20 protein-coding genes and 1 pseudogene are annotated in these 17645 nt (G+C 72.5%); 4 read left to right on the top strand and 17 right to left on the bottom strand.

Going from position 1 to position 17645, the window contains the following annotated elements; translation table 11 throughout:
- Nucleotides 1-64 precede the first annotated feature (64 nt).
- The 7 genes from AMK19_RS33435 to AMK19_RS33410 form a co-directional block, all read right to left on the bottom strand.
- Nucleotides 65-592, bottom strand: coding sequence for an ATP-binding protein (locus AMK19_RS33435; RefSeq protein WP_073819242.1), 528 nt, complete (start codon nt 590-592; stop codon nt 65-67).
- Nucleotides 593-754: 162 nt separating this feature from the next.
- The gene (locus tag AMK19_RS33430) at nt 755-1603 is read right to left on the bottom strand and encodes a DUF5753 domain-containing protein (protein WP_073819240.1); all 849 of its coding nucleotides are present in this window, start codon (nt 1601-1603) and stop codon (nt 755-757) included.
- A 21-nt stretch (nt 1604-1624) separates the two neighbouring features.
- Nucleotides 1625-2155: a DUF6879 family protein gene (locus tag AMK19_RS33425; RefSeq protein ID WP_073819238.1), complete on the bottom strand. Its 531-nt coding sequence runs from the start codon at nt 2153-2155 to the stop codon at nt 1625-1627.
- The gene (locus tag AMK19_RS33420; protein WP_338015827.1) at nt 2130-2423 is read right to left on the bottom strand and encodes a hypothetical protein; all 294 of its coding nucleotides are present in this window, start codon (nt 2421-2423) and stop codon (nt 2130-2132) included. Before AMK19_RS33420 ends, AMK19_RS33425 begins: the two co-directional genes overlap by 26 nt.
- Before the next feature lie 285 nt (nt 2424-2708).
- On the bottom strand, nt 2709-2870 hold the full coding sequence (locus AMK19_RS36335; protein ID WP_158071984.1) for a hypothetical protein: 162 nt from the start codon (nt 2868-2870) through the stop codon (nt 2709-2711).
- Nucleotides 2871-3112: 242 nt separating this feature from the next.
- On the bottom strand, nt 3113-3481 hold the full coding sequence (locus AMK19_RS33415) for a hypothetical protein (RefSeq protein WP_073819311.1): 369 nt from the start codon (nt 3479-3481) through the stop codon (nt 3113-3115).
- A gap of 5 nt (nt 3482-3486) precedes the next feature.
- Nucleotides 3487-3744, bottom strand: a complete 258-nt coding sequence (locus tag AMK19_RS33410; protein ID WP_073819236.1) for a hypothetical protein — start codon at nt 3742-3744, stop codon at nt 3487-3489.
- Between the two features lie 132 nt (nt 3745-3876).
- Here AMK19_RS33410 and AMK19_RS38375 point away from each other — a divergent pair, with 132 nt between their 5' ends.
- Nucleotides 3877-5718: a zeta toxin family protein gene (locus AMK19_RS38375; protein ID WP_158071983.1), complete on the top strand. Its 1842-nt coding sequence runs from the start codon at nt 3877-3879 to the stop codon at nt 5716-5718.
- Here the strand turns inward: AMK19_RS38375 and AMK19_RS33400 are convergent.
- Nucleotides 5682-5987, bottom strand: coding sequence for a hypothetical protein (locus AMK19_RS33400; RefSeq protein WP_073819235.1), 306 nt, complete (start codon nt 5985-5987; stop codon nt 5682-5684). The two genes, AMK19_RS38375 and AMK19_RS33400, sit on opposite strands and share 37 nt — an antisense overlap.
- A gap of 148 nt (nt 5988-6135) precedes the next feature.
- On the opposite strand from AMK19_RS33400, the gene AMK19_RS33395 reads away from it, so the two are divergent.
- On the top strand, nt 6136-7158 hold the full coding sequence (locus AMK19_RS33395) for a DUF4238 domain-containing protein (RefSeq protein ID WP_083647572.1): 1023 nt from the start codon (nt 6136-6138) through the stop codon (nt 7156-7158).
- 225 nt (nt 7159-7383) lie between these two features.
- Here the strand turns inward: AMK19_RS33395 and AMK19_RS33390 are convergent, their stop codons facing one another.
- The gene (locus AMK19_RS33390; protein ID WP_073819231.1) at nt 7384-8661 is read right to left on the bottom strand and encodes a serine/threonine-protein kinase; all 1278 of its coding nucleotides are present in this window, start codon (nt 8659-8661) and stop codon (nt 7384-7386) included.
- Nucleotides 8662-8856: 195 nt separating this feature from the next.
- Between AMK19_RS33390 and AMK19_RS36735 the strand changes: the two genes are divergently transcribed.
- A complete protein-coding gene (locus AMK19_RS36735; RefSeq protein ID WP_198953529.1) occupies nt 8857-11754 on the top strand; it encodes an ATP/GTP-binding protein in 2898 nt (965 codons plus the stop codon).
- A gap of 89 nt (nt 11755-11843) precedes the next feature.
- Here AMK19_RS36735 and AMK19_RS33380 read toward each other — a convergent pair whose 3' ends face one another.
- From AMK19_RS33380 to AMK19_RS36730, 3 genes and pseudogenes are all read right to left on the bottom strand, one after another.
- The gene (locus tag AMK19_RS33380; protein WP_143200545.1) at nt 11844-12125 is read right to left on the bottom strand and encodes a hypothetical protein; all 282 of its coding nucleotides are present in this window, start codon (nt 12123-12125) and stop codon (nt 11844-11846) included.
- A 103-nt stretch (nt 12126-12228) separates the two neighbouring features.
- Nucleotides 12229-12645 (bottom strand): annotated as a pseudogene (locus tag AMK19_RS38755) (endonuclease domain-containing protein); the annotation flags it as partial.
- Between the two features lie 275 nt (nt 12646-12920).
- Nucleotides 12921-13253, bottom strand: a complete 333-nt coding sequence (locus tag AMK19_RS36730; RefSeq protein WP_198953527.1) for a hypothetical protein — start codon at nt 13251-13253, stop codon at nt 12921-12923.
- Between the two features lie 469 nt (nt 13254-13722).
- On the opposite strand from AMK19_RS36730, the gene AMK19_RS34840 reads away from it, so the two are divergent.
- Nucleotides 13723-14652 (top strand): HEAT repeat domain-containing protein, encoded by a 930-nt coding sequence (locus AMK19_RS34840; RefSeq protein ID WP_158071982.1) that lies wholly within the window; start codon nt 13723-13725, stop codon nt 14650-14652.
- Nucleotides 14653-14890: 238 nt separating this feature from the next.
- Here the strand turns inward: AMK19_RS34840 and AMK19_RS33360 are convergent, their stop codons facing one another.
- The 5 genes from AMK19_RS33360 to AMK19_RS36325 form a co-directional block, all read right to left on the bottom strand.
- Nucleotides 14891-15598 carry a DUF402 domain-containing protein gene (locus AMK19_RS33360; protein WP_073819226.1) on the bottom strand — a complete coding sequence of 236 codons (708 nt, stop codon included), beginning with the start codon at nt 15596-15598 and terminating at the stop codon, nt 14891-14893.
- Between the two features lie 144 nt (nt 15599-15742).
- Complete coding sequence (locus AMK19_RS33355; protein WP_073819224.1) at nt 15743-16054, bottom strand: hypothetical protein; 312 nt, start codon at nt 16052-16054, stop codon at nt 15743-15745.
- A 30-nt stretch (nt 16055-16084) separates the two neighbouring features.
- Nucleotides 16085-16345 carry a hypothetical protein gene (locus tag AMK19_RS33350; RefSeq protein WP_073819222.1) on the bottom strand — a complete coding sequence of 87 codons (261 nt, stop codon included), beginning with the start codon at nt 16343-16345 and terminating at the stop codon, nt 16085-16087.
- A 102-nt stretch (nt 16346-16447) separates the two neighbouring features.
- A complete protein-coding gene (locus AMK19_RS36330; protein WP_073819220.1) occupies nt 16448-16981 on the bottom strand; it encodes a hypothetical protein in 534 nt (177 codons plus the stop codon).
- On the bottom strand, nt 16965-17522 hold the full coding sequence (locus tag AMK19_RS36325) for a hypothetical protein (protein ID WP_073819218.1): 558 nt from the start codon (nt 17520-17522) through the stop codon (nt 16965-16967). The genes AMK19_RS36330 and AMK19_RS36325 overlap by 17 nt, the downstream gene beginning before the upstream one ends.
- Nucleotides 17523-17645: the final 123 nt, after the last annotated feature.

Below are 17645 nucleotides of genomic sequence, written 5' to 3'. Positions count from 1 at the left end.
GGCCGAAGGAGTGCGGGTGTTCGAAGGCGGCGGCGTGCGCACCGCCTTGGCGCGCACGGTGGGGTCACAGCGCCGGCAACGCCGCAGCGGCAGGAACCGCGCCCGCGGTCGGCTCCCACCGGCCACCGGAGTCCGGTCCGCAGGCCGGCGAAGAACTGCTCGGCTGCACCGGGGGGAGGTCGCGGATGCGCAGGTTCGCATGGACGGTCTTGCCGTCCGACTCCAGCACCGCGCCCCACTGCCCGCGGGTGAGGCGGTGGACCAGTGCCATGCCACGGCCGGACTCGGCGGCCAGGCCGGCGTCGATCAGGCAGGGCAGCACCCGGGAGCCGTCCCGGACGCTGATGCGCACCGTGTCGTCTGTGACCCGGGCGACCGTCACGGCCATGCGCAGGCGGCAGCCGGTCTTCGCCGAGTTGCCGACCAGTTCGCTGACGATCAGCTCGGCGTCGTCGACGAGGTCATCGAGCTCCCAATCGTGCAGAGCGGTGCGCACCAGGTGACGGGCGACAGAGGCGGAGCGCGGCTCGTAGGGCAGCAGGACCCGCGCCGAGGCGGTGGCGGGCGGCCCGGGCGGGGCCTCGACAGCCATGGTGGGACTCCCCCTCGTCGGCGGGCGGGCGTGAGGCCAAGCCGCCGCCCGGTTTGCTGCCCGCACGCCGACCGGTCCGTGGGCACGCCCCGGCTGCAGGTTCTTCGACGGTAGGGAGCGGGCAGGCGCGGTCTCAACGTGATTGCGGCTGATTGCGGGGATTCACCCGAGGGTGTCGATCGCGGTCGTGATGAGCGTTCGGGCTGCTGCGCCATGGACGGCCAGTTTGGCCAGCTCGGCGAAGGCGCGGTGGTAGTCGGCCAGTTCGCCGGGCTGGGTCACGGTGACCTCGGCGGTCAGCGTCTCCACGCAGGCCTGCTCGTTGTCGAAGAGGTAGAACGCCTCCAGCGGCCACACGGTGCGCTGCGCGGTGAAGGGGATGATCCCGAGCGAGACGGCGGGCAGCGGCATCACGGCCAGGAGGTGGCCGAGCTGGCCGGCCATCGTCTCGGCGTCGCCGATCCGGTAGCGCAGCACCGTCTCCTCGATGAGGATGACGAAGCGGTGGCGGCCGTCGTGGAGCAGCCGGCCGCGTTCGGTGCGGGCGGCGACCGCGTCGGCGACGTCGTCGGGGGTGCCCTGGAACTCGGTGATCGAGCGCATCAGGGCGGTGGCGTAGGCGACCGTCTGGAGGAAGCCCGGGACGACGTTGGAGACGTAGGCGCGGCACGCCGCGGTCCGCTGGTGAAGCGTCAGCGACTCCTGCTGCACCTGGCGCATCCCGGCACGGTGGGTCTGGCGCCACTCCCGGTACATCAGGTCGACCGCGCGCAGCGAGGCGATCAGGTCGGGGGCCTTGGCGTCCGCGTCGCATGCCGTGCACCAGGCGCGCAGGTCGTTCTCCGAGGGGGCGGATTTGCAGGAGAGGATGCGGGAGGTCTTGGCGGGGTGCCAGCGGCAGCGGGCGGACAGTTCCTTGCCGTCGATCCCGGCGTCCAGCATCAGCTCGCGCAGTCGGGCGGCGAGCGCGGTGCGGGCGGCCTGAACGCTGGACGACGGGGAGGCGGACATGTCGGTGCTCGGCGCGGCGGGTCAGACGGTGTAGTGCTCGTGCGGGACTGCGCGCTCCCACACCGCGTCGAACGCGGTGGTGCAGAGTTTCGCCACGGCCGGGTCCTCGGTGTAGGAGAAGCGGCGGTCGGCCCAGTCGCCGTCGCCGGTGAAGTGGTGGAAGCGCACCCGGTTGCTGTCGATCAGCCAGAAGTCCTCGCCGGGCAGGGCGAGGTCGCAGGTGTGGCGTCGTGCCAGCCAGCGGACCTGTTCGCCGGCGGTGACGTTGACCTGGGTCATGGCGTGCAGGTAGCGGGTGTAGAGGGTGACGGGTTCGGAGACGATACGGGCCCGGCGGATGGCGATCCCCCGGGCGGCTGCCTCGCGTACCGTCCGGGTCCACTCGTGCCAGTACTCGGACTCGGGGTCGAGGTCGGAGGTTCCGGTCAGCCGGAAGCGCTCGATGGCGTCGGCCTCGTCCGGGACGTTGTAGCTGTCGCGCAGCTCCAGGTGCACCGCGGAGTGCCGGGCGTTGTCGAGGAGTTGGTCAAAGTCCGGCGCGTTCAGCCACATCGCAGGCCTCCCTCAGAATCTGCGCCATCCGGGCCGGGATGCGCACCACGGCCTCGCCGTTCGGGATGCCGGGGGTGTGGTCGGGCGCCCACGCGATCCGGGAGATCGCGTCCAGCAGGTCGGGGCCGGCCGTCCAGCCCTGGATGACGATCTCCCGGCTCTCCTGGTCCACCCATGCGGTCGGCGAGCCCTCTTTACCCGTCTCCGGGTCGATCCCGACGAAATCTAGCTCCACGATGCCCTCCGTCGCCAAACCGGTTGCGGTCACTTGCGGGCCACCGTCCTCTTGGGGGTGACGGGCCGTCAAGAGCGCGAGTGCGTCAGGAAGACGGGACGGCTCGCGCCCAGGATGCGCCACCGTGCGGGGCCGGCGCTGCGTTCCCGGGAGCCGGTCGGTGGCGTCCGGCGTCGTCGACTGCGGCGCCGGGGCGGCCGGGATCGCCGGTGAGGGCCGCGGGGTCCCCGTCTCGGGCGGCCGACGGGGTTCGGGGGCGGTTTGGTCGTCGGCCTCGACGCACGCCGACTGCCGCGTCGCGGGCGGCTGGTCCGGGGGTCAGGCCCGCGGGGCGCCCGACGGGGCGGGCGCGGTCGGGTTCGGTTCGAGGAACGGCGAGCTCCCGGCGGACAGCGGGCACGGGTGTTCGTCGGCCGGGAGGACCTGGTCGACAGCGGGCTCGGAGAAGGCCAGTTCCAGCGGGCGTAGGTCGGGACTCATGGGCACAGTCTGACCTACCGTCACCGAGGGAACCGCCACCGGCCCGGTGCTGGCGGCATCGGGCCGGCTCCCCGCGCGGCGTCCCCTGGGGTCGGGCGGGTTTCGAAGTCCTGCCCGCCGACCATGTACCACGCTCCGCGCGGGTCTCCGCAGGCCATGTCCCGGCCGGCCCGGGGAGGTGATGGAAGGGCGGTTCGGTGCGGCCGGGGACCTCCGGGTCGGGCGGCGTCCCGACTGTCCGGCTACGGGGTGAGGTCGATGACGCGGACGGCCTCGCCCTTCCAGCGTTCCGCGTCGGCGGTGGCGACGACGGCGCCGGCGGGGCGCTCGGGCGTGGGGGCGGCGGCGTAGCGGGTGTGTGCCTGGGCCCAGGTGGTGTCCGTGGTGAGGGCGAGGGCGGCGGGCAGGTCGAGGTCGAGGACGGTGAGGGCGGGCAGGGCGGCGAGGTGTTCGGCGGTGCCGGGGCGTTCGCGGTCGGCTTCGACGAGGGCGCAGGCGGGTGCGTAGAGGTGCCAACCGGGTTCGGCGTGGGCGCGGTGGATGAGGCGGGAGGCGAGGAGGTTGCCGCGGCCGGCGGCGACCATGGCGGTGTCGTCGAGGACGATGTGCATGTCGGTCACAGGCCGGCTGCCTGGTCGAGGCGGCGGTCGAGTTCGGCGTCGAGGCGCTGGGCGTGTTCGGCGTCCGGGTTGTAGCCGTTCCAGGCCTGCAGCTTCTGGCGGGCCCGTTCGGCGCGTTCGGCGCGTTCGGTGGGGGTGAGCTGGGTGTCGGCGAGGCGGGCCAGGTAGGCGCGCAGCGACATGTGTTCGCCGGCGGCGAGTTGGGCGAGGCGGTCTCGGGTCTCGGTGGGGATGCGCACGTTGGCGTCGGCCATAGCGGTGCTCCTCTCGACAGATGGGTACGGGTACGTACCCGTACCCGCTACAGTAGCAGCGTCCGGATCGCCCCGACCCGGTCCACTCCTGCCGCCGCCCGGCAGGCCGGTTCCGCGAACAGGAGCAGCGGGTTGAGCGAGTGGGATGGTCTGCCGGTCCTGTCCGAGCAGGAGCACCGCCGGGTGCTGGCCGAGGTGATCGTCCCTGCCGCCACCGCCGGGGCGGTGCCGCAGGAGCGGCCGGTGGCGGTGCTCGTCGCCGGGCCTCCCGGCAGCGGCAAGACCGTGATCGGCGATGTACTGCACGCGGTGCTGGAGCGGCGCGGCGGCGCGGTCCGGATCGGCAGCGACCTGTACAAGACGGCGCACCCGGCCTATGCCGCCCTGTTGGCGGGCGACGTGCGCGCGGCCGGGGCGGGGGTGCGGGCGGACGTGCGCCGCTGGCAGGCCGGGGTGGAGCGGCATGCCCGCCGTCACGGCCTGGACGTGGTGGTGGAGACCGCGTTCGCCGACGCCGACGAGGCGAGGGCGCAGGCGGCGGCGTACCGGGCGGCCGGGTACCGGGTGGAAGTGGTGGCGGTGGCGGTGGCGCTGGCGGTCAGCCAGCTCGGCGTGCTGGCCCGCTACCTCGCCCCGGACGGCCAGGACGGGGCGCAGCGGTGGGTGTCGTGGGCGAACCACGACGAGTGCGCGGGGCAGCTGGCCCGCACGCTGGACGTGCTGGAGGCCGAGGGCCTGGTGGACCGCGTCGCGGTGGTGCGGCGCGGTCTGGAGGTGCTCTACGCCAACGAGTTCGCGGGCGGCCGGTGGATGCGGCAGCCGGGCGCGGGAGCGGCGGTGGAGGCGGAGCGCGGGCGCTGGTGGGGTGCGGCGGAGACGGCCCGGTTCCGCCGGTCGCTGGCCGGTGCGCAGCGGGAGCTGGTGCGGGCGGAGGAGCGGTTGGCGTCGGACCGGGTGCTGGCGGTGGTGCGGGATGTGGAGCGGGCGGCGGCGTTGGCCGAGCCGGTGCGCCGCACGGCGCAGGCGCTGAGCGTGCCGCCGGGTGTGGACTTCCACCGGTTGTCCGCCGACGAGCACGAGTGGATCTTCGAGAACCTGATCGTCCCGGACCTCGGGCCGATCACCGCGCAGGAGCGGCCGGTGGCGGTGTTCGTGATGGGCGCTCCCGGCGCGGGCAAGACCGGGGCCGCCGTCACGGTGCTGCGGGCGATGCGTTCGCGCCGTCCCGTCTGGATCTCCGGGGGGATGTTCAAGGCCGCCCACCCGGACTACTGCCAGCTGCTGCGCGAGCATCCGCGTACCGCCTCCGCCCGTATCCGCGCGGACTACAAGGCGTGGCAGGCCCGCGCCGAGCAGCTGGTGCGCGACGGGCGCGGCGACGCGGTGGTCGAGATCGCGCCGGGCGGCGCGGCCGAGTTCGCCGACTCGGCGGCCCTGTGGCGGCGGGCCGGGTACCGCGTCGAGTTGCTGGTGTTGGACGTGCGCGCCGCCGACAGCCGTCAGGGCACCGCCCAGCGCTACGCCGAGGTCAGCCGGGGCGGCGTCCGGCCGGGCCGGTTCACCACCGCCACCGGCCACGATCGGTGCCTGGCGGCGGTGCTGGCGTGTGTCCGGCTCGCCGAGCAGCGGTGTCTGGTCGACCACCTCGGCATCGTGAGGCGTGACGGCAGCGCCTCGTTCCGCAACGTCCTCGGGCCCGGCGGCCGCTGGAGTGGCCCGGTGGGTGCGGCGCGCGTCTTCCGGCTCGGCCAGCAGCGCCTCTACAGCGAGCAGGAGGCGCTGGCGTTCCTGGGCCGCCAGCGCGCCCTGCGGGCCGCGCTGCCGCAGTACCGGCGGGAGATCGACGCGATCACCCGGCTCGCCGTGCCTCTGCTGCCGGAGCGGCTGCGGCCGGGGCGGCTCGCCTGCGCTGCGCCCGCCGCTCTCCCTGTCCGGCTCTACCGGCCCGTGTTCTCGGCGAGCTTGGCGTCGTAGAGGGCCTCGATCCGCGCCAGCTCTCGCGCGTCCGCGTCCACCAGCCCGGCGCGGTCCGCCGCGCAGGCGGCCCGTTCGGCGAGCAGGCGCTCGACCAGGGTGCTATCCGCGCCGGGGCGGCGCCGCTCGTCGAAGAGACGCCGGGTCAGCAGGGCGGCCATCTCCTCGATCTTCTCCGCGACCCGGCCGACCGCGACCGCGTCGACCGCGCCCGGATCCGAGGACCCGGCGTCACCGGTGTGGGGGGCGGGCTGGTCAGGATCGTGCACGGGAAGACCACCTTGCTGTCGGTCGAGCTTCGCCGGCCCTTCCGGCGCAGCAGCGAGCCTACGGGCGCACTGCCGCCCCGGGCTGCCGCAGAACGGTCGAGACGTCAAACCGGTTGGCGGTGACAGCCGTCACTGGCAGCATCGGACGATGGATCAGTTCCCCGCCCCTCCCGCACCGGGGCGCTCCGACGCCCAGGAGCTCTTGGCGCACATACGCGAGCTCGAGGCCGAGCCGAACAAGCCGGTCTCGCGGCAGCATGTGGTCTCGCAGGTGCTGCTGCGGCGATTCGCTGCCCCCGGTCGGGGCAGCACGGGGAACCTGGTGAGTTGGCTGGACCTCCACCACCCGGAGCGGCACTGCAAGGACAAGGGGACGAAAGCCCTCGGCTTCGAGAGGGACTTCGTCGCCTTCGCCTCCGGTTCCCTGGAGGAACTGTGGAACGCGACCGAACAGCGCATGGGAGAGGCGTTCGCCGTCCTCGACGACCCGGCGGCGCTCGGCGACCGCGAGGTCGCGGGAACGCTGCGCGACACCGTCGCTCTGCACTTCATCCGCAGCCTGCGCTTCCGCGAAGTCCACGACAAGGCCTGGAAGGAGACCTACGACGCCGGCCTTCGCCGGCTGCTGGGGGAGGACCGGAGCAGGCTCGATGCCGCCGCCGTGGCCGAGTGCGGCATCTACCCCGGCACACAGGCGGCCGCCGAGTACTTCGCCCGCCGGTTCATGGAGACGTCGCAGCACCTGGTCGACAGCGGCGCCGTGCTGCGGACCGCGATCGAGGAACGCTTCCACCGCGCACGCGAGATCCTTGCCCCGCACTCCGTGAACGTCCTCGTCGCGGCGGAGGGCGAGTTCCTCATCGGCGACAGTCCCGCCATCACGTTCGCCTACACCAACGTCCCCACCCAGGGTGTCTTCGGCGTACCGCTCGGCAACGCCCACACCGCTGTCCTGCCGGTCGGCCCCCAGCACCTGATCGCCATCGGCGGCCCGACGTCAGAGGTCCGACGCATCCCGCGCGACGAGGTCGACGCGCTCAACACGGTCCAGATCCAGGCCGCCGTCCGACACGTCTACTTCCGCCCCGGCTCCAGCCTCCCCAGGTTCGTGCGGACGGTGTGCGCGTTCGGCAAACGCCAGCCACTTCCGCGAATCCCGTCCCGGCGCTGACCCGGCCGAAAGCAGGGCCGGCCCGACTGCCCGTCGTCCTCCCCGGCGAGGAGTAGTTGATGCCCGGTCAGGCCGTTGCCGGAGGGCGGGTTGCGGCAGAGCGAGATCTGCGGGCGCTGTTCGGGTGAACAATCGATCTCACAGGTGGCTCCTGGAGCGGCCTTCGGGAAGGTCCGCAGGAAGCGGGGACGGCCCGCAGAACCAGAGTCCTGCCCAAGGGATTCGTCAGTGCTTTGAACGCAGTATGAGGATCAGGAAGATCGCGAAAGTAATGCCGTGAATGATCCTTCCCATCCATTTCGCATCGCTGTTCGACCGCCAGCTCCGCAGGACATCCTCCAGCCCCCTACCGACTATGCCCGATCCGAAGAGGCCAAATAGGGCCAAGATCCAGAGGAAGGCAGCAGGAGCATCCGGCGTGTTCAACCTCCAGATAAACAGGCCGGTCAGGATACCGAGGCCCGCAATTGCCGCGACCGCCGCCCAGGACACCTCGTCAGGTGTCAACGGACGCTCCGGTGACACCTCGGCAGGTGTCACCGGAGCGTCCGTATCGGCGTCGGGCTCGGGGCTGCCTGCCGATCGTTGCTCGGGGGCCTTCGCCCGCCGCTGAACGCTCCGGGCCCGCCGCAGCTCCACCATGGCGTTGGCCGTGGTGGCCACCCTGGTGAGCAGTTCCTTCCGCATGACGGCCTCATCGGCCTGCAGCAGTCCTGCGACCTGTTCAGCCGCGGCACGCTCGACCGGATCCTTCCGCAGCAGCGCCGACAGCCCCGGCCACAGTGCACCGGCCCTGTGCGCAGGGCGTGGCTCCTGGGTCAGGACAGCGGCGAAGAGCGATCCGAGGGACGGAGCGCTGAACGGCAGCTCGCCCTCGACCGCGACGTACAGGGTGACGCCCAGCGACCACAGATCTGTGGCGGTGGTGAGGTGCCGGCCCTCGATCTGCTCCGGCGACATGTACGCCGGCGTCCCCAGCACCACCCCCTCGCTGGTGAGCATCGTGGCATCGGCCATGCTCGCAATGCCGAAGTCGGTGACGACGACCCGGTTGCCGTCGATCAGGATGTTGTCCGGTTTGAGGTCGCGGTGCACGATGCCTTCGGCATGGGCCACAGCCAGGGCGTCTGCCACGGCCGTGCCTATGGCCGCCACGCGTTCTCCGGCCAGCGGGCCCTCGTCTCGGAGAACAGCACTCAGCGAACGGCCGCGGACGAGTTCCATCACGATCATCGGTGCGCCCCGGTGCTGCACGACGTCGTGCACCGTCACGATCCCCGGATGGCTGAGCCGGGCGGCCGCTCTCGCTTCCCTGATCACGCGCACGACCAGGCGGTCCCGCTCGTGGGCCGTCAAATTCCCGGGAACAGTCAGCTCTTTGATCGCGACGTCCCGCTGAAGCAGATCATCGCGGCCCCGCCAAACCCTCCCCATCCCGCCCTCGCCAATCGTCTCAACCAACCGGTACCTGCCGCCGACCAGATCCCCCGCTGTCGATGTCATGAACAGCAGAATAGGCAGCAGCCGTTGAGCAATTGGGCGATTGGAACTTTCGAGCGCCCCTCCGCCGGAGTGCCGCCGAGGCAGCCGGGTACAGCCCCGGAGGACGGCGGGCGGAGAACCCGGCCACTGATCTCCCAGCGCGCTTCGGGCGCGTAGGTTGATGACCGATCAGGTCGTTGTCGGAGGGGGCGGGTTGTGGCGGGGCGGGATCTGCGGGCGCTGTTCGGATCGAACGACCGGGTGGGCACGGACGAGGCGTTCACCAACCGGGAGCGGCAGTGGGCGCAGGTCGCCGCCGCGGTCTCGGAGCATCTGCGGCGGATCTCGGATCCGGGCTTCGACGTGCAGGACCTGGAGACGGCCCGGCGCAACGTGCTGGTGTTCCACGGGATCGGCGGGATCGGGAAGTCGACGCTGTCGCGGAAGGTGGAGGCCGCACTCGGCGGGGCGCCGGGGCGGCCGGCGCAGTGGGGTGAGCCGTCGTGGCCGACGTCGCCGGTGCTGCTGCCGGTGCGGATCGACCTGGCGCGATCGGCGGGCGTGGACTTCGAGCGCCTGGTGCTGACGCTGCGCATGGCGTTCGCCGGCCTGGACCGGGCGATGCCGGCGTTCGACCTGGCGCTGCTGCGCTACTGGGGGCACAACCACCCCGGGGAGAGCCTGGAGGAGTACCTGCGGCGGGCCGGTCTGGTGCACCGGCTGGCGAAGGCGCTGCCCGGCCAGGTGCAGGGGGCGCTGTCGAAGGCCGCGGAGGAGCTGGCCCTGCCCGGGGCGGTGGGATCGGCGGTCGGACAGGTCACCACCGCGGTGGTGCGGGCGGTGCGAGAGCGCCGCACCGCCGCGCGGGCGCTCGCCGGGTGCCCCAGGCTCGCCGACCTGCTGGAGGCGGAGCCGGACCTGGACGCGCTGTCGTTCTACCCGCACCTGCTCGCCTACGAGCTCGACCGGCTCCCGGAGAAGAAGAAGGTCGCGCCGATCGTGCTGCTGGACACCTTCGAGGACGTCGGCGACCGCACCCACCGCGACCTGGAACGCCTGGTCCAGCGGGTGGTGTGGCTGATGCCGAACGCCCTGTTCGTCATCACCGGCCGCAGCCGGCTGCAGTGGGCCGACCCGGCGCTGCAGGGGCAGCTCGACTACACCGGCCCCGCGGCATGGCCACAGCTCGCCGCGCACCTCCCCAACCCCCGCACCGCCCCGGCCGCCCCCCGCACCGACGCCTCCTCCGGGCACACCGGCAGCAACAGGGCAGCGGCGAGCAGCGACTCGGGCAACGCGGTCGGCGCCGAGGACGCTGCCGGCGCGGCGAACGACGTCGACCGGAGCGGCACCGCCGGCACCGAGGACGACGCCCAGGCGGCCGACGCCGACCGGCAGGTGCTGATCGGCGACTTCAGCCCTGAGGACCGCGACGACTACCTCGCCCGCCGCCTCGCCCACACCGACGGCCGGCCCCTCATCGAACCCGAACTGCGCGCCGTCATCGCGGAGCGCTCCCACGGCCTTCCGCTGTACCTCGACCTCGCCGTCCAGCGCTTCCTCGAGATCCGCCGCACCCGCACCCCCGAGCCGGCCGACGTCGACCACGACTTCCCGGCGCTGCTCGCCCGCACCATGCAGGACCTCACCGAACCCGAACGCCACGTCCTGCGCGCTGCCTGCCTGCTGGACGCCTTCGACATCCCTCTCGCGACCGCGGCCGCCGGCCTGCCCCGCGAAGCCCCGGCTCGCCGCCTGGTGGAGCGGCCTCTGGTCCTGGAACACCCGGCCGGGCTGTGGCCCTACCACCTCCACGGCGTGGTCCGATCAACCCTGCGCCACGCCGACGACCGCACCGATGACAGCTGGAGCGAACAGGACTGGCACGTCGCCGCCCAGCGCGCCTTCACCGCGATCGGCGACCGCTGGACCAACAGCACCGCGGGTCCGGCCGCAGGTCCGGGAGCGAACCCCGGTGCGGGCGCGGCCGGCCGGGTGGTGCTCGTCGCGTGCCTGCGCCAGGGCCTACGTCTGGCCCGCGACCACCGCCTCGACCTCGGCTGGCTCACCGACGCCGCCTGGGCCTACATCGGCGACTCCGTGTGGGAGCCCCTCGCCCCGCCCTCCCCGGCGCCGTCCCGGAGCGCTGCCGGGCCCGAGGCCGACCGAAGCGGTGCGGCGCCCGCCACGACGCCGGCCGACATGCTCGTCGAGACGCTCTCCGCGCTCACCCGCCGCCAGCAGGAACACCGCGCCCGCACCGTCCAGCGCCTGGCCGCCGTCGTGGACAGCCGCCTCCTGCCCGAGGACCTGCACCTGATGGCCCTCTACTACCTCGCCAAGGCCCAACGCGACCTCGGCCACCGCGCCGGCTCCCGCCACGGCATGCAGACCGTCGCGGACAGCACCAGCCGCCTCGCCCCCGCCGCCCGCCGCGGCCTGGTCCACCTCCTGCGCCTCGCCGGCGACTTCCCCGCCGCACACCAAGCCGCCCAGCACCTCGGCTGGAAGGGCCGCGAGCAGCGGGTCCTCGGCGACATCCACTGGCCCCACGCCCTCCTCGACCGGGCCGCCGACCATTACCTGCGTGCCCGCACCGAAGCCGAGCAGCACGCGATCGCCGGGGAGCGGGCCACCAGCCAGGCCCAGCGCGCCTTCACCCTCGCCTTCACCGACCCCGCCGCCGCGGACGACGAAATCGACCTCGCCACCCAGCTCCTGAACGGCCTCACCCTGACCGCCACCACCTTCACCGTCGCCACCGCGGCGCTCATCCGCGTTGCCGGCACCGACGCCTTCGAACGCCCCGCGCTCCAACTGCGCGCCGACACCGGCAACGCCGGCATCGGCGCCGCCCGAGCCGCCGTCGAGCTCGCCTTCACCTTCCACCACGCCGTCACCGGCGACCAGAACGGCACCGACGACGCACTCGCCCGGCTCCGGGAGATCACCGCGGAAGGCGACCACCGCTACTACCTCGACATCGCCCGCTTCATGGCCGGCCAGCACTCCGACACCTCCTCGGACGTGCGCTGGCTCGAAGACGAGCGGGCGGTGCGCAGCAGGTGGCGGGCCCTGGTCACCGACCGGCGGGCCGGCCTCCCACCGCTGTGAACACCGGCCATGAGCCACAGGCGCACATGACGCGTCGGCAGACGCCCTCCGACGCGCAGAACCGGGTATCCCCGGGGGTTCCCTCCCCCTCAGGTTCTCGGCGGAGGCGGATCCCGCCGGTCCCTCCAGTGACCGAACAGTTCCCGCCAGTGCCACCGGGCGACGTGGAAGAGCCCCCATCTCCGATCCGGCAGGTCGTCGCCCAGGTCCTCCAACGCGACCCGCACCGCAAGGTCCAGCCATCGGGAGGAGTACTCGTCCCCGATCAGCTCTCGGAGTCCGTCCGGCGTCCTCGGCAGCTTCTCCCCGGCGTCCCAGTGCGCGGCCAGGAACTCCTCGGCCGTCAGCGGCCGGGACAGCAGCACGGGCACGGTCGAGCGCCACCTGGCCGTCGCGCCACAGCGCCCGGTGCAGATCGCCCGCCTTCGCCTGGAACTCCCCGGCCGGCAGGCGCAGCGCCGCCTCCAGCGACCCCAGGCGGCCGTTGCACACCCGGCAGAGCGTGCCCCGGACCTCGCCCGAGGCGTGGTCGTGGTCGACCTCCATCGACCTGGCCCCGCACAGCGCGCACCAAGGCCGCTCCTTCAGGAACAGCTCCTTCGCCTGCGACGACATCCCCTTGTACTCCACGGCCACCTCCCGTGATGCCAACTGACTGCGTGTCACCACGGTGGCGGGCCGCACCGACACCACGTCACCCGATCCGCCGACACAACACGCCGGACACCGACGAACCGGCCGACTCCTCGGAGCACCCGCACCTTCGAACTGCTCGAGCTCGCGATCCGACCCACCTGGCACCGCCGACACCTCGCCACCCGGCTGCGCACCGCCCTCACCGACCGCAGCCGCCGGCGCACACGACGCGTCGCCGGGACCGACGTCCGTCATCGCGGCCAGCAGCACCGGGGCGGCGGCCCGCGGGCGGGCCTGGGCGGTGACGGCGTCGACCAGGTGCTCGCCGACGTCGGGGTAGAGGTGCGCGCCGACCAGGTCGGCCGAGGCCAGCCAGAACACTTCGGAGTCGTCCTCGGCGTCCAGCTCGACCACGGCGATGTCCTCGGCGGGCGGCTGCGGCAGGTGCGTGACGCAGGGGAAATCCCCTACCTATGGGTTCTCCACTGGAAGAGGGGCTTTCGCACCGGTCCGGGGCCGTCTCCGGGCCGTCAGCCAGTCGGTTCGCCGTCTTCCTCCGGGCTCCAGCTGACCCCTGTTCCGAACGCCAGGAACTGCGGCATGAAAACGGAGTCACCGGCCCACGAGGTCAACCCCGCGCCCAGAACGGCGTCACAGCCGTGTTCGGCCCCACGCCGCCGGAGACTCTGCCAGGCCTGTTCCGCCGACTGCGCCGGTTCTCCGGCAAGTACCGCTACCTGCCGGTACGGACGCTGCGCTGTCGGCAGCGTGGAGACGAACACCGATGCGGCGCGTTGAGCGAGTTCGTCGGCAGCACTGCTCTGGCCGATCGTCTGGTCTGTTGCCCTCTTCCTGCTGAACACTCGAGCCTCCCCATTCAGCGGCCACCAGGCCGCTGTCGCGCCAACCGTAGCGCCAGCTCGGCAACGCAGGCCGCGGTGCTGTGGCTGCGCCCGGCCTACACGGTCGTGGACGGCCTCCGCCTGTGGCTGAGCCGGAGCAGCACGACGTTCGAGACCTGTTGGACTTGGCGGAGACCGCGATCAGCGCCCTCGGCTCGTCGGGGTCGTTGGCGTAGGCCTGCCGCTCCGCTGCGGACCAGGCGGAGGCCCCCGACTGGCGGGGAGTGTCATTCCAACCATGCCGTATTCCCGGTAGCCGCCCTCGCCGGCCGGTGTCGGAGGCTGACGCTACGGTGCCCACCATGGACACTTACGATCTTGAACAGCGGCACCGAACCGGCTCCGGGAAGAAGGAGCGATGAGCCGGCAGGGCGAGGCGGGTATTTCCGTCCGGTGGGATGAGGGCTACAGGGCTTTCCATGCCGGGACCGTGGAGGACGTGCGTTTCGTCGTCGCCCGGATCCCGGCCGAGGCGAAGGACAACTTCGACTACGACGCCGTGCCCTGGGACCGTTTCCACCACTCCTATGGGCCCGGCACCGACGTCCCCGCCGCACTGGAGCAGGTCCGTACCGGCGACGAGCGCAGTGTGCGCATGGCATTCCACCGGCTGTGGAGCAGCCTGCTGCACAGCGACACCGGTTGCGCTGCCGGCGCCCTGGCCGTTCCGTTCCTGATCCGCATCGCCCTCACGCGCGCCGACTATCGCGCCGAGATCCTGGCGGGCCTCGCCGGCCTGGCCCGCCGTCAGCACTACGGTGACGGCAGCCGCACCGGCCTGCTCCGCGCGGCACGCGCCGACGACCAACTGGTCTTCGAGGCCTCCGGCTACCTGGGGAACTGGTCGGTGCAGGCCGCCCGCGAGGCCTTGGCCGCGGACGCAGGCCTGCTGCTGCCTCTGCTCGGCGATCCCGACCCGGAGGTCCGCCAGGACGTCGCCCACGCCCTGGCCGCGGCCGCGGGCCCGTGCGAGACGATCGTGCAATCCCTGCACGCCCGCCTCCGAGTCGAGGACGACCCTGCGGTGTGCGCCTGCCTCGTCCTGGCGATCGGCCAACTCGCCTGGGAAGAGCGACACCCGGCCGCCATCGAGCAGATGCGCACCTGGTGGCAGGACCCCTCCCATCCCACCGAGGTCAGGATGTGCGCGGCCCTGTCCTGGCTCTGCCTCACCAACGGCCCCATCCCTGGCGACCTGCGCGCCTTCCTGGACGCTGCGGCTACCGGAGACCTAGCCGCCCTCCTCGGCCGAATCCCGTGGATGCTCCGTGTCGACGACGAAGGCGACGGGCTGCGTAGATGCCTCGACCAGATGTACCACCCCGAGAAATACCCCCACTTCACCAGCTGCCTGGACTGAAGAAACCGAACAATTTCTCTCCCGACAACCCTCTTCCCGCCGATGCCGTCCCAACTGCTGTCGAACTCTCGTGTGAACCAATGGATGGCCGCTCATCGGAGGCGGGCAGTCCGGACTGTGTGGTGCGGGTCCCGCATTTCCTACCCGCAAGCCCGAGCCGTTCAAGGATGCAGCCGAGCTTGACTGCGGAGGTGAGGAGAAGAGTCGCCGGCCCGGGCTGTTCCCGGGCCCGGCGCGGCTACAGCTGGTAGGGAGCCACCGGCTCTGTCTCCCGGTCGGCGCCGTCCGGGAGCAGCGGCAGCGGCCAGGACGGGTCCGGAGTCCAGGCGGGCCAGCCGGTGGCGAACGGCCCCGCGTGGTTGTCGAGCATCGCGATCGCGCGGCCGCACGCCTGCTGGACCTGGCGGTCGAGGTGGTCGTCGACCACGCCGAGGCGGCGCAGCCGGGCGTATTCGTCGCGGTCTTTGAAGTGGTGGTCGGTCAGGTCGGGGGTGGCGACCAGGTCGAGGGCGAGGTCCATGGTGTCGATCCCGCCCGGACGGCGACGGTAGGGGAGCTCGAAGTTGACGTACCAGCTGATGGGGGTGCCGGTGGCGGCGTCCTGGAAGCAGTGGACGGAGAACCACTCCCCTGCCAGGTAGTGGGACAGGACCGCGGTGCGCTCCCAGCGGTGGGGTCCGAGCGTCCAGGTGCCGGCGGCGAGGTGGTGCAGGCCCTGTTCGCGGACGGTGTCGTCGCCGGTGCACAAGGCCTCGGTCCAGGTTGTCGGGGCGAGGCCCTCGATCCCGGGCCAGCAGGCCAGGGTCAGCACGTGGCCGGTGTCGGCGACCACCCGCTGCGGCTTCGCCGTCCACACCCGCCCCGCGTGGACGTCGCGGCGCACTGCGGTGGCACCGGGCTGGAACAGGGGGCTGCCGGTGGTGGTCGTCTCGTCGGTGTCCGTCACGCCCGGGGTGTTCCCCGGTTCAGGGGAAGGGAGTCCGCCCGAAGGGGTGACACAGGATCAGCCCGGCACAGCAGCCACACTTGCCGCGCGCCGGGCCAGGTGCAGCGCCGCTGCCATGATGGCGCGGGCAGGGACGGCCGGCGGTCAGCTCTGGTACCCATCAATCCGGCTGCGCGGTCGAGCGGCGGCCGGGGTCCTGTCCCTTGGAACGGGCTGGGGCCCCGGGGCGGCGGCCAGCAGTCGCTGCGCCGCTTCGGTGGTGGCACGCGCCTGCCGTCGGGCCCGGCCGAGCAGCACCTGTTGCTCCGGCGTCAGATCCTCCTGGCGGCCAACGATCCGCTCGGCCGCCGTGGCGCGCGGCGACGCGGGCCCTCGCCCGGCCTCGTCGGTGGTGGCGATCAGGTCGTCGAGGCGGCGGCCGAGCCCGCTCCGCCCCGCATTGCTGCTGGTGCTCACGTCCGGTGAACGATCCGGTCCGGGCCGCGGCTACGGCTGGTCGGTGACGAAGCCGCCGCCGGGAGCGGGGCGGGCGGTGAGGGCGAGCAGGCGCAGCACGTCACACGCCGCGGCAGTTGGATCGTGCTCGGCCGCGGCGGGGTCAGGGCCGAGCAGCATCGCGCGCAGCCCCAGCCACAGCCCGCCGGCCACGTGCGGGACGCGCCGACCGCCGAGTGCGGGGTGCGGTGCCGAGTTGGGGTAGGGCAGCCAGCCGCCGGTCGCGGGTGTGGCGGCGCGCGTGGCGATCATGATCGGACGGTATCGCCCCGATCCGACAACCCGCCGGAGTCCAGTTGCCTGGGCCGGTGCGCACGATACGCTTCGGCCCGGCGACGTCCGGGTAGGCCCAAATCAGTGCCTCGTCTCGTTCTGGTGGTAGTGCTCGCGTTCCAGCTCGCGCGGGTGCCCGATCGTTGGCGGCAGCAGCGCGCCGCTGCCGAGCGATCGGTCAACCGCCAGCTCTCGTGCCGCCCGCCGAGCCCTCACGTCGGCGCGGTTCGAAGCGCCAGCCTCGGCCCTCCTCAGACAGGCACGAGCCTGCCGCTCCACCTCAACCGCACGGCCATGCTCACCCTTGGCCCAGTCGACCCTCGCCTCCGTGTGGCGGAGACCACCCCGCATCTTCGTGGTGACCGGCTTCTTGTCGCGCTCGCGCTGCTCCAGGAACTTCCTGGTGTCCGTCATGTCGCGGATCGCCTTGTCCAAGACGGCCTTTGTGGCCTCGAGCGTTAGCTCGGCACGGACCAGGTTCAGGGACGCCTCTCTGCAGGGCATGTCACCGGGCCAGGTGCGGTGTGCGTGCTCAGTCGCACGGCGCAGCCGCAGGTTGGCGTCTGTGTCTTCGGCCGCACGGCGCTGCCGCAGGTAGTCAGCGGGCGTCTTCATCGCTTCGGTGTCCTCGGGTGTCGGGCCGTGTCGGGCCGTGCCGGGCTGTGCCGGGCCGTGCCGGGCCGTGCCGGGCCGTGCCGACAGGATGGCAGACCAGAACGGCTCGGAGGGTAACGGCCTGTTCTTCGGCGGTGGAGCCCAGCGCGAGGACGAGATCGGTGGCCGACATGACGGTCCGCCCGGTCGGAGGGGCTTGCTGGACCGTGCTCGTGTTGTCCGCGGACAACATCGGATTGCCGCTGGCCGGCGGCGCGCTCTGCTCGGTGTCCTTGGCCGGCCTGCCGATGAGGCGCTGCTCGGGAATGCTGTCCGCGGACAACACGTCCGACTCGGCCCCGGCGGGGGACTGCTCCGAGGCCGCGGCAGCCGGCTCGATGTCCGAGTGGTGCCGGGTCGGCTCGGCCGACTGCGTGTGCTGACGCTCCGCCAGGCCGACCGGGTCTGCCGGTGTGTTGTCCGCGGACAACATCGTCTGCTGGCCTGCAGCCGGCTGCGGGCAGAAAAAGCGAAGGGTGCCCTCACCGGCCGGTGAGGGCACCCCGTGTTGTCCGCGGACAACACGCCGAGGATCAGAGCTGCGCGTAGAGGGCTTCGACAAGAGCGGTGTAGCTCTCGTCGTCCAGAACGGCTCGGAGGGTGACGGCCTGTTCTTCGGCGGTGG

Source organism: Kitasatospora sp. CB01950 (assembly GCF_001905465.1).
Classification (GTDB): domain Bacteria; phylum Actinomycetota; class Actinomycetes; order Streptomycetales; family Streptomycetaceae; genus Kitasatospora.
Note: the sequence above shows the minus strand (reverse complement) of the source record. Positions and strands in the feature narration are given on the sequence as shown.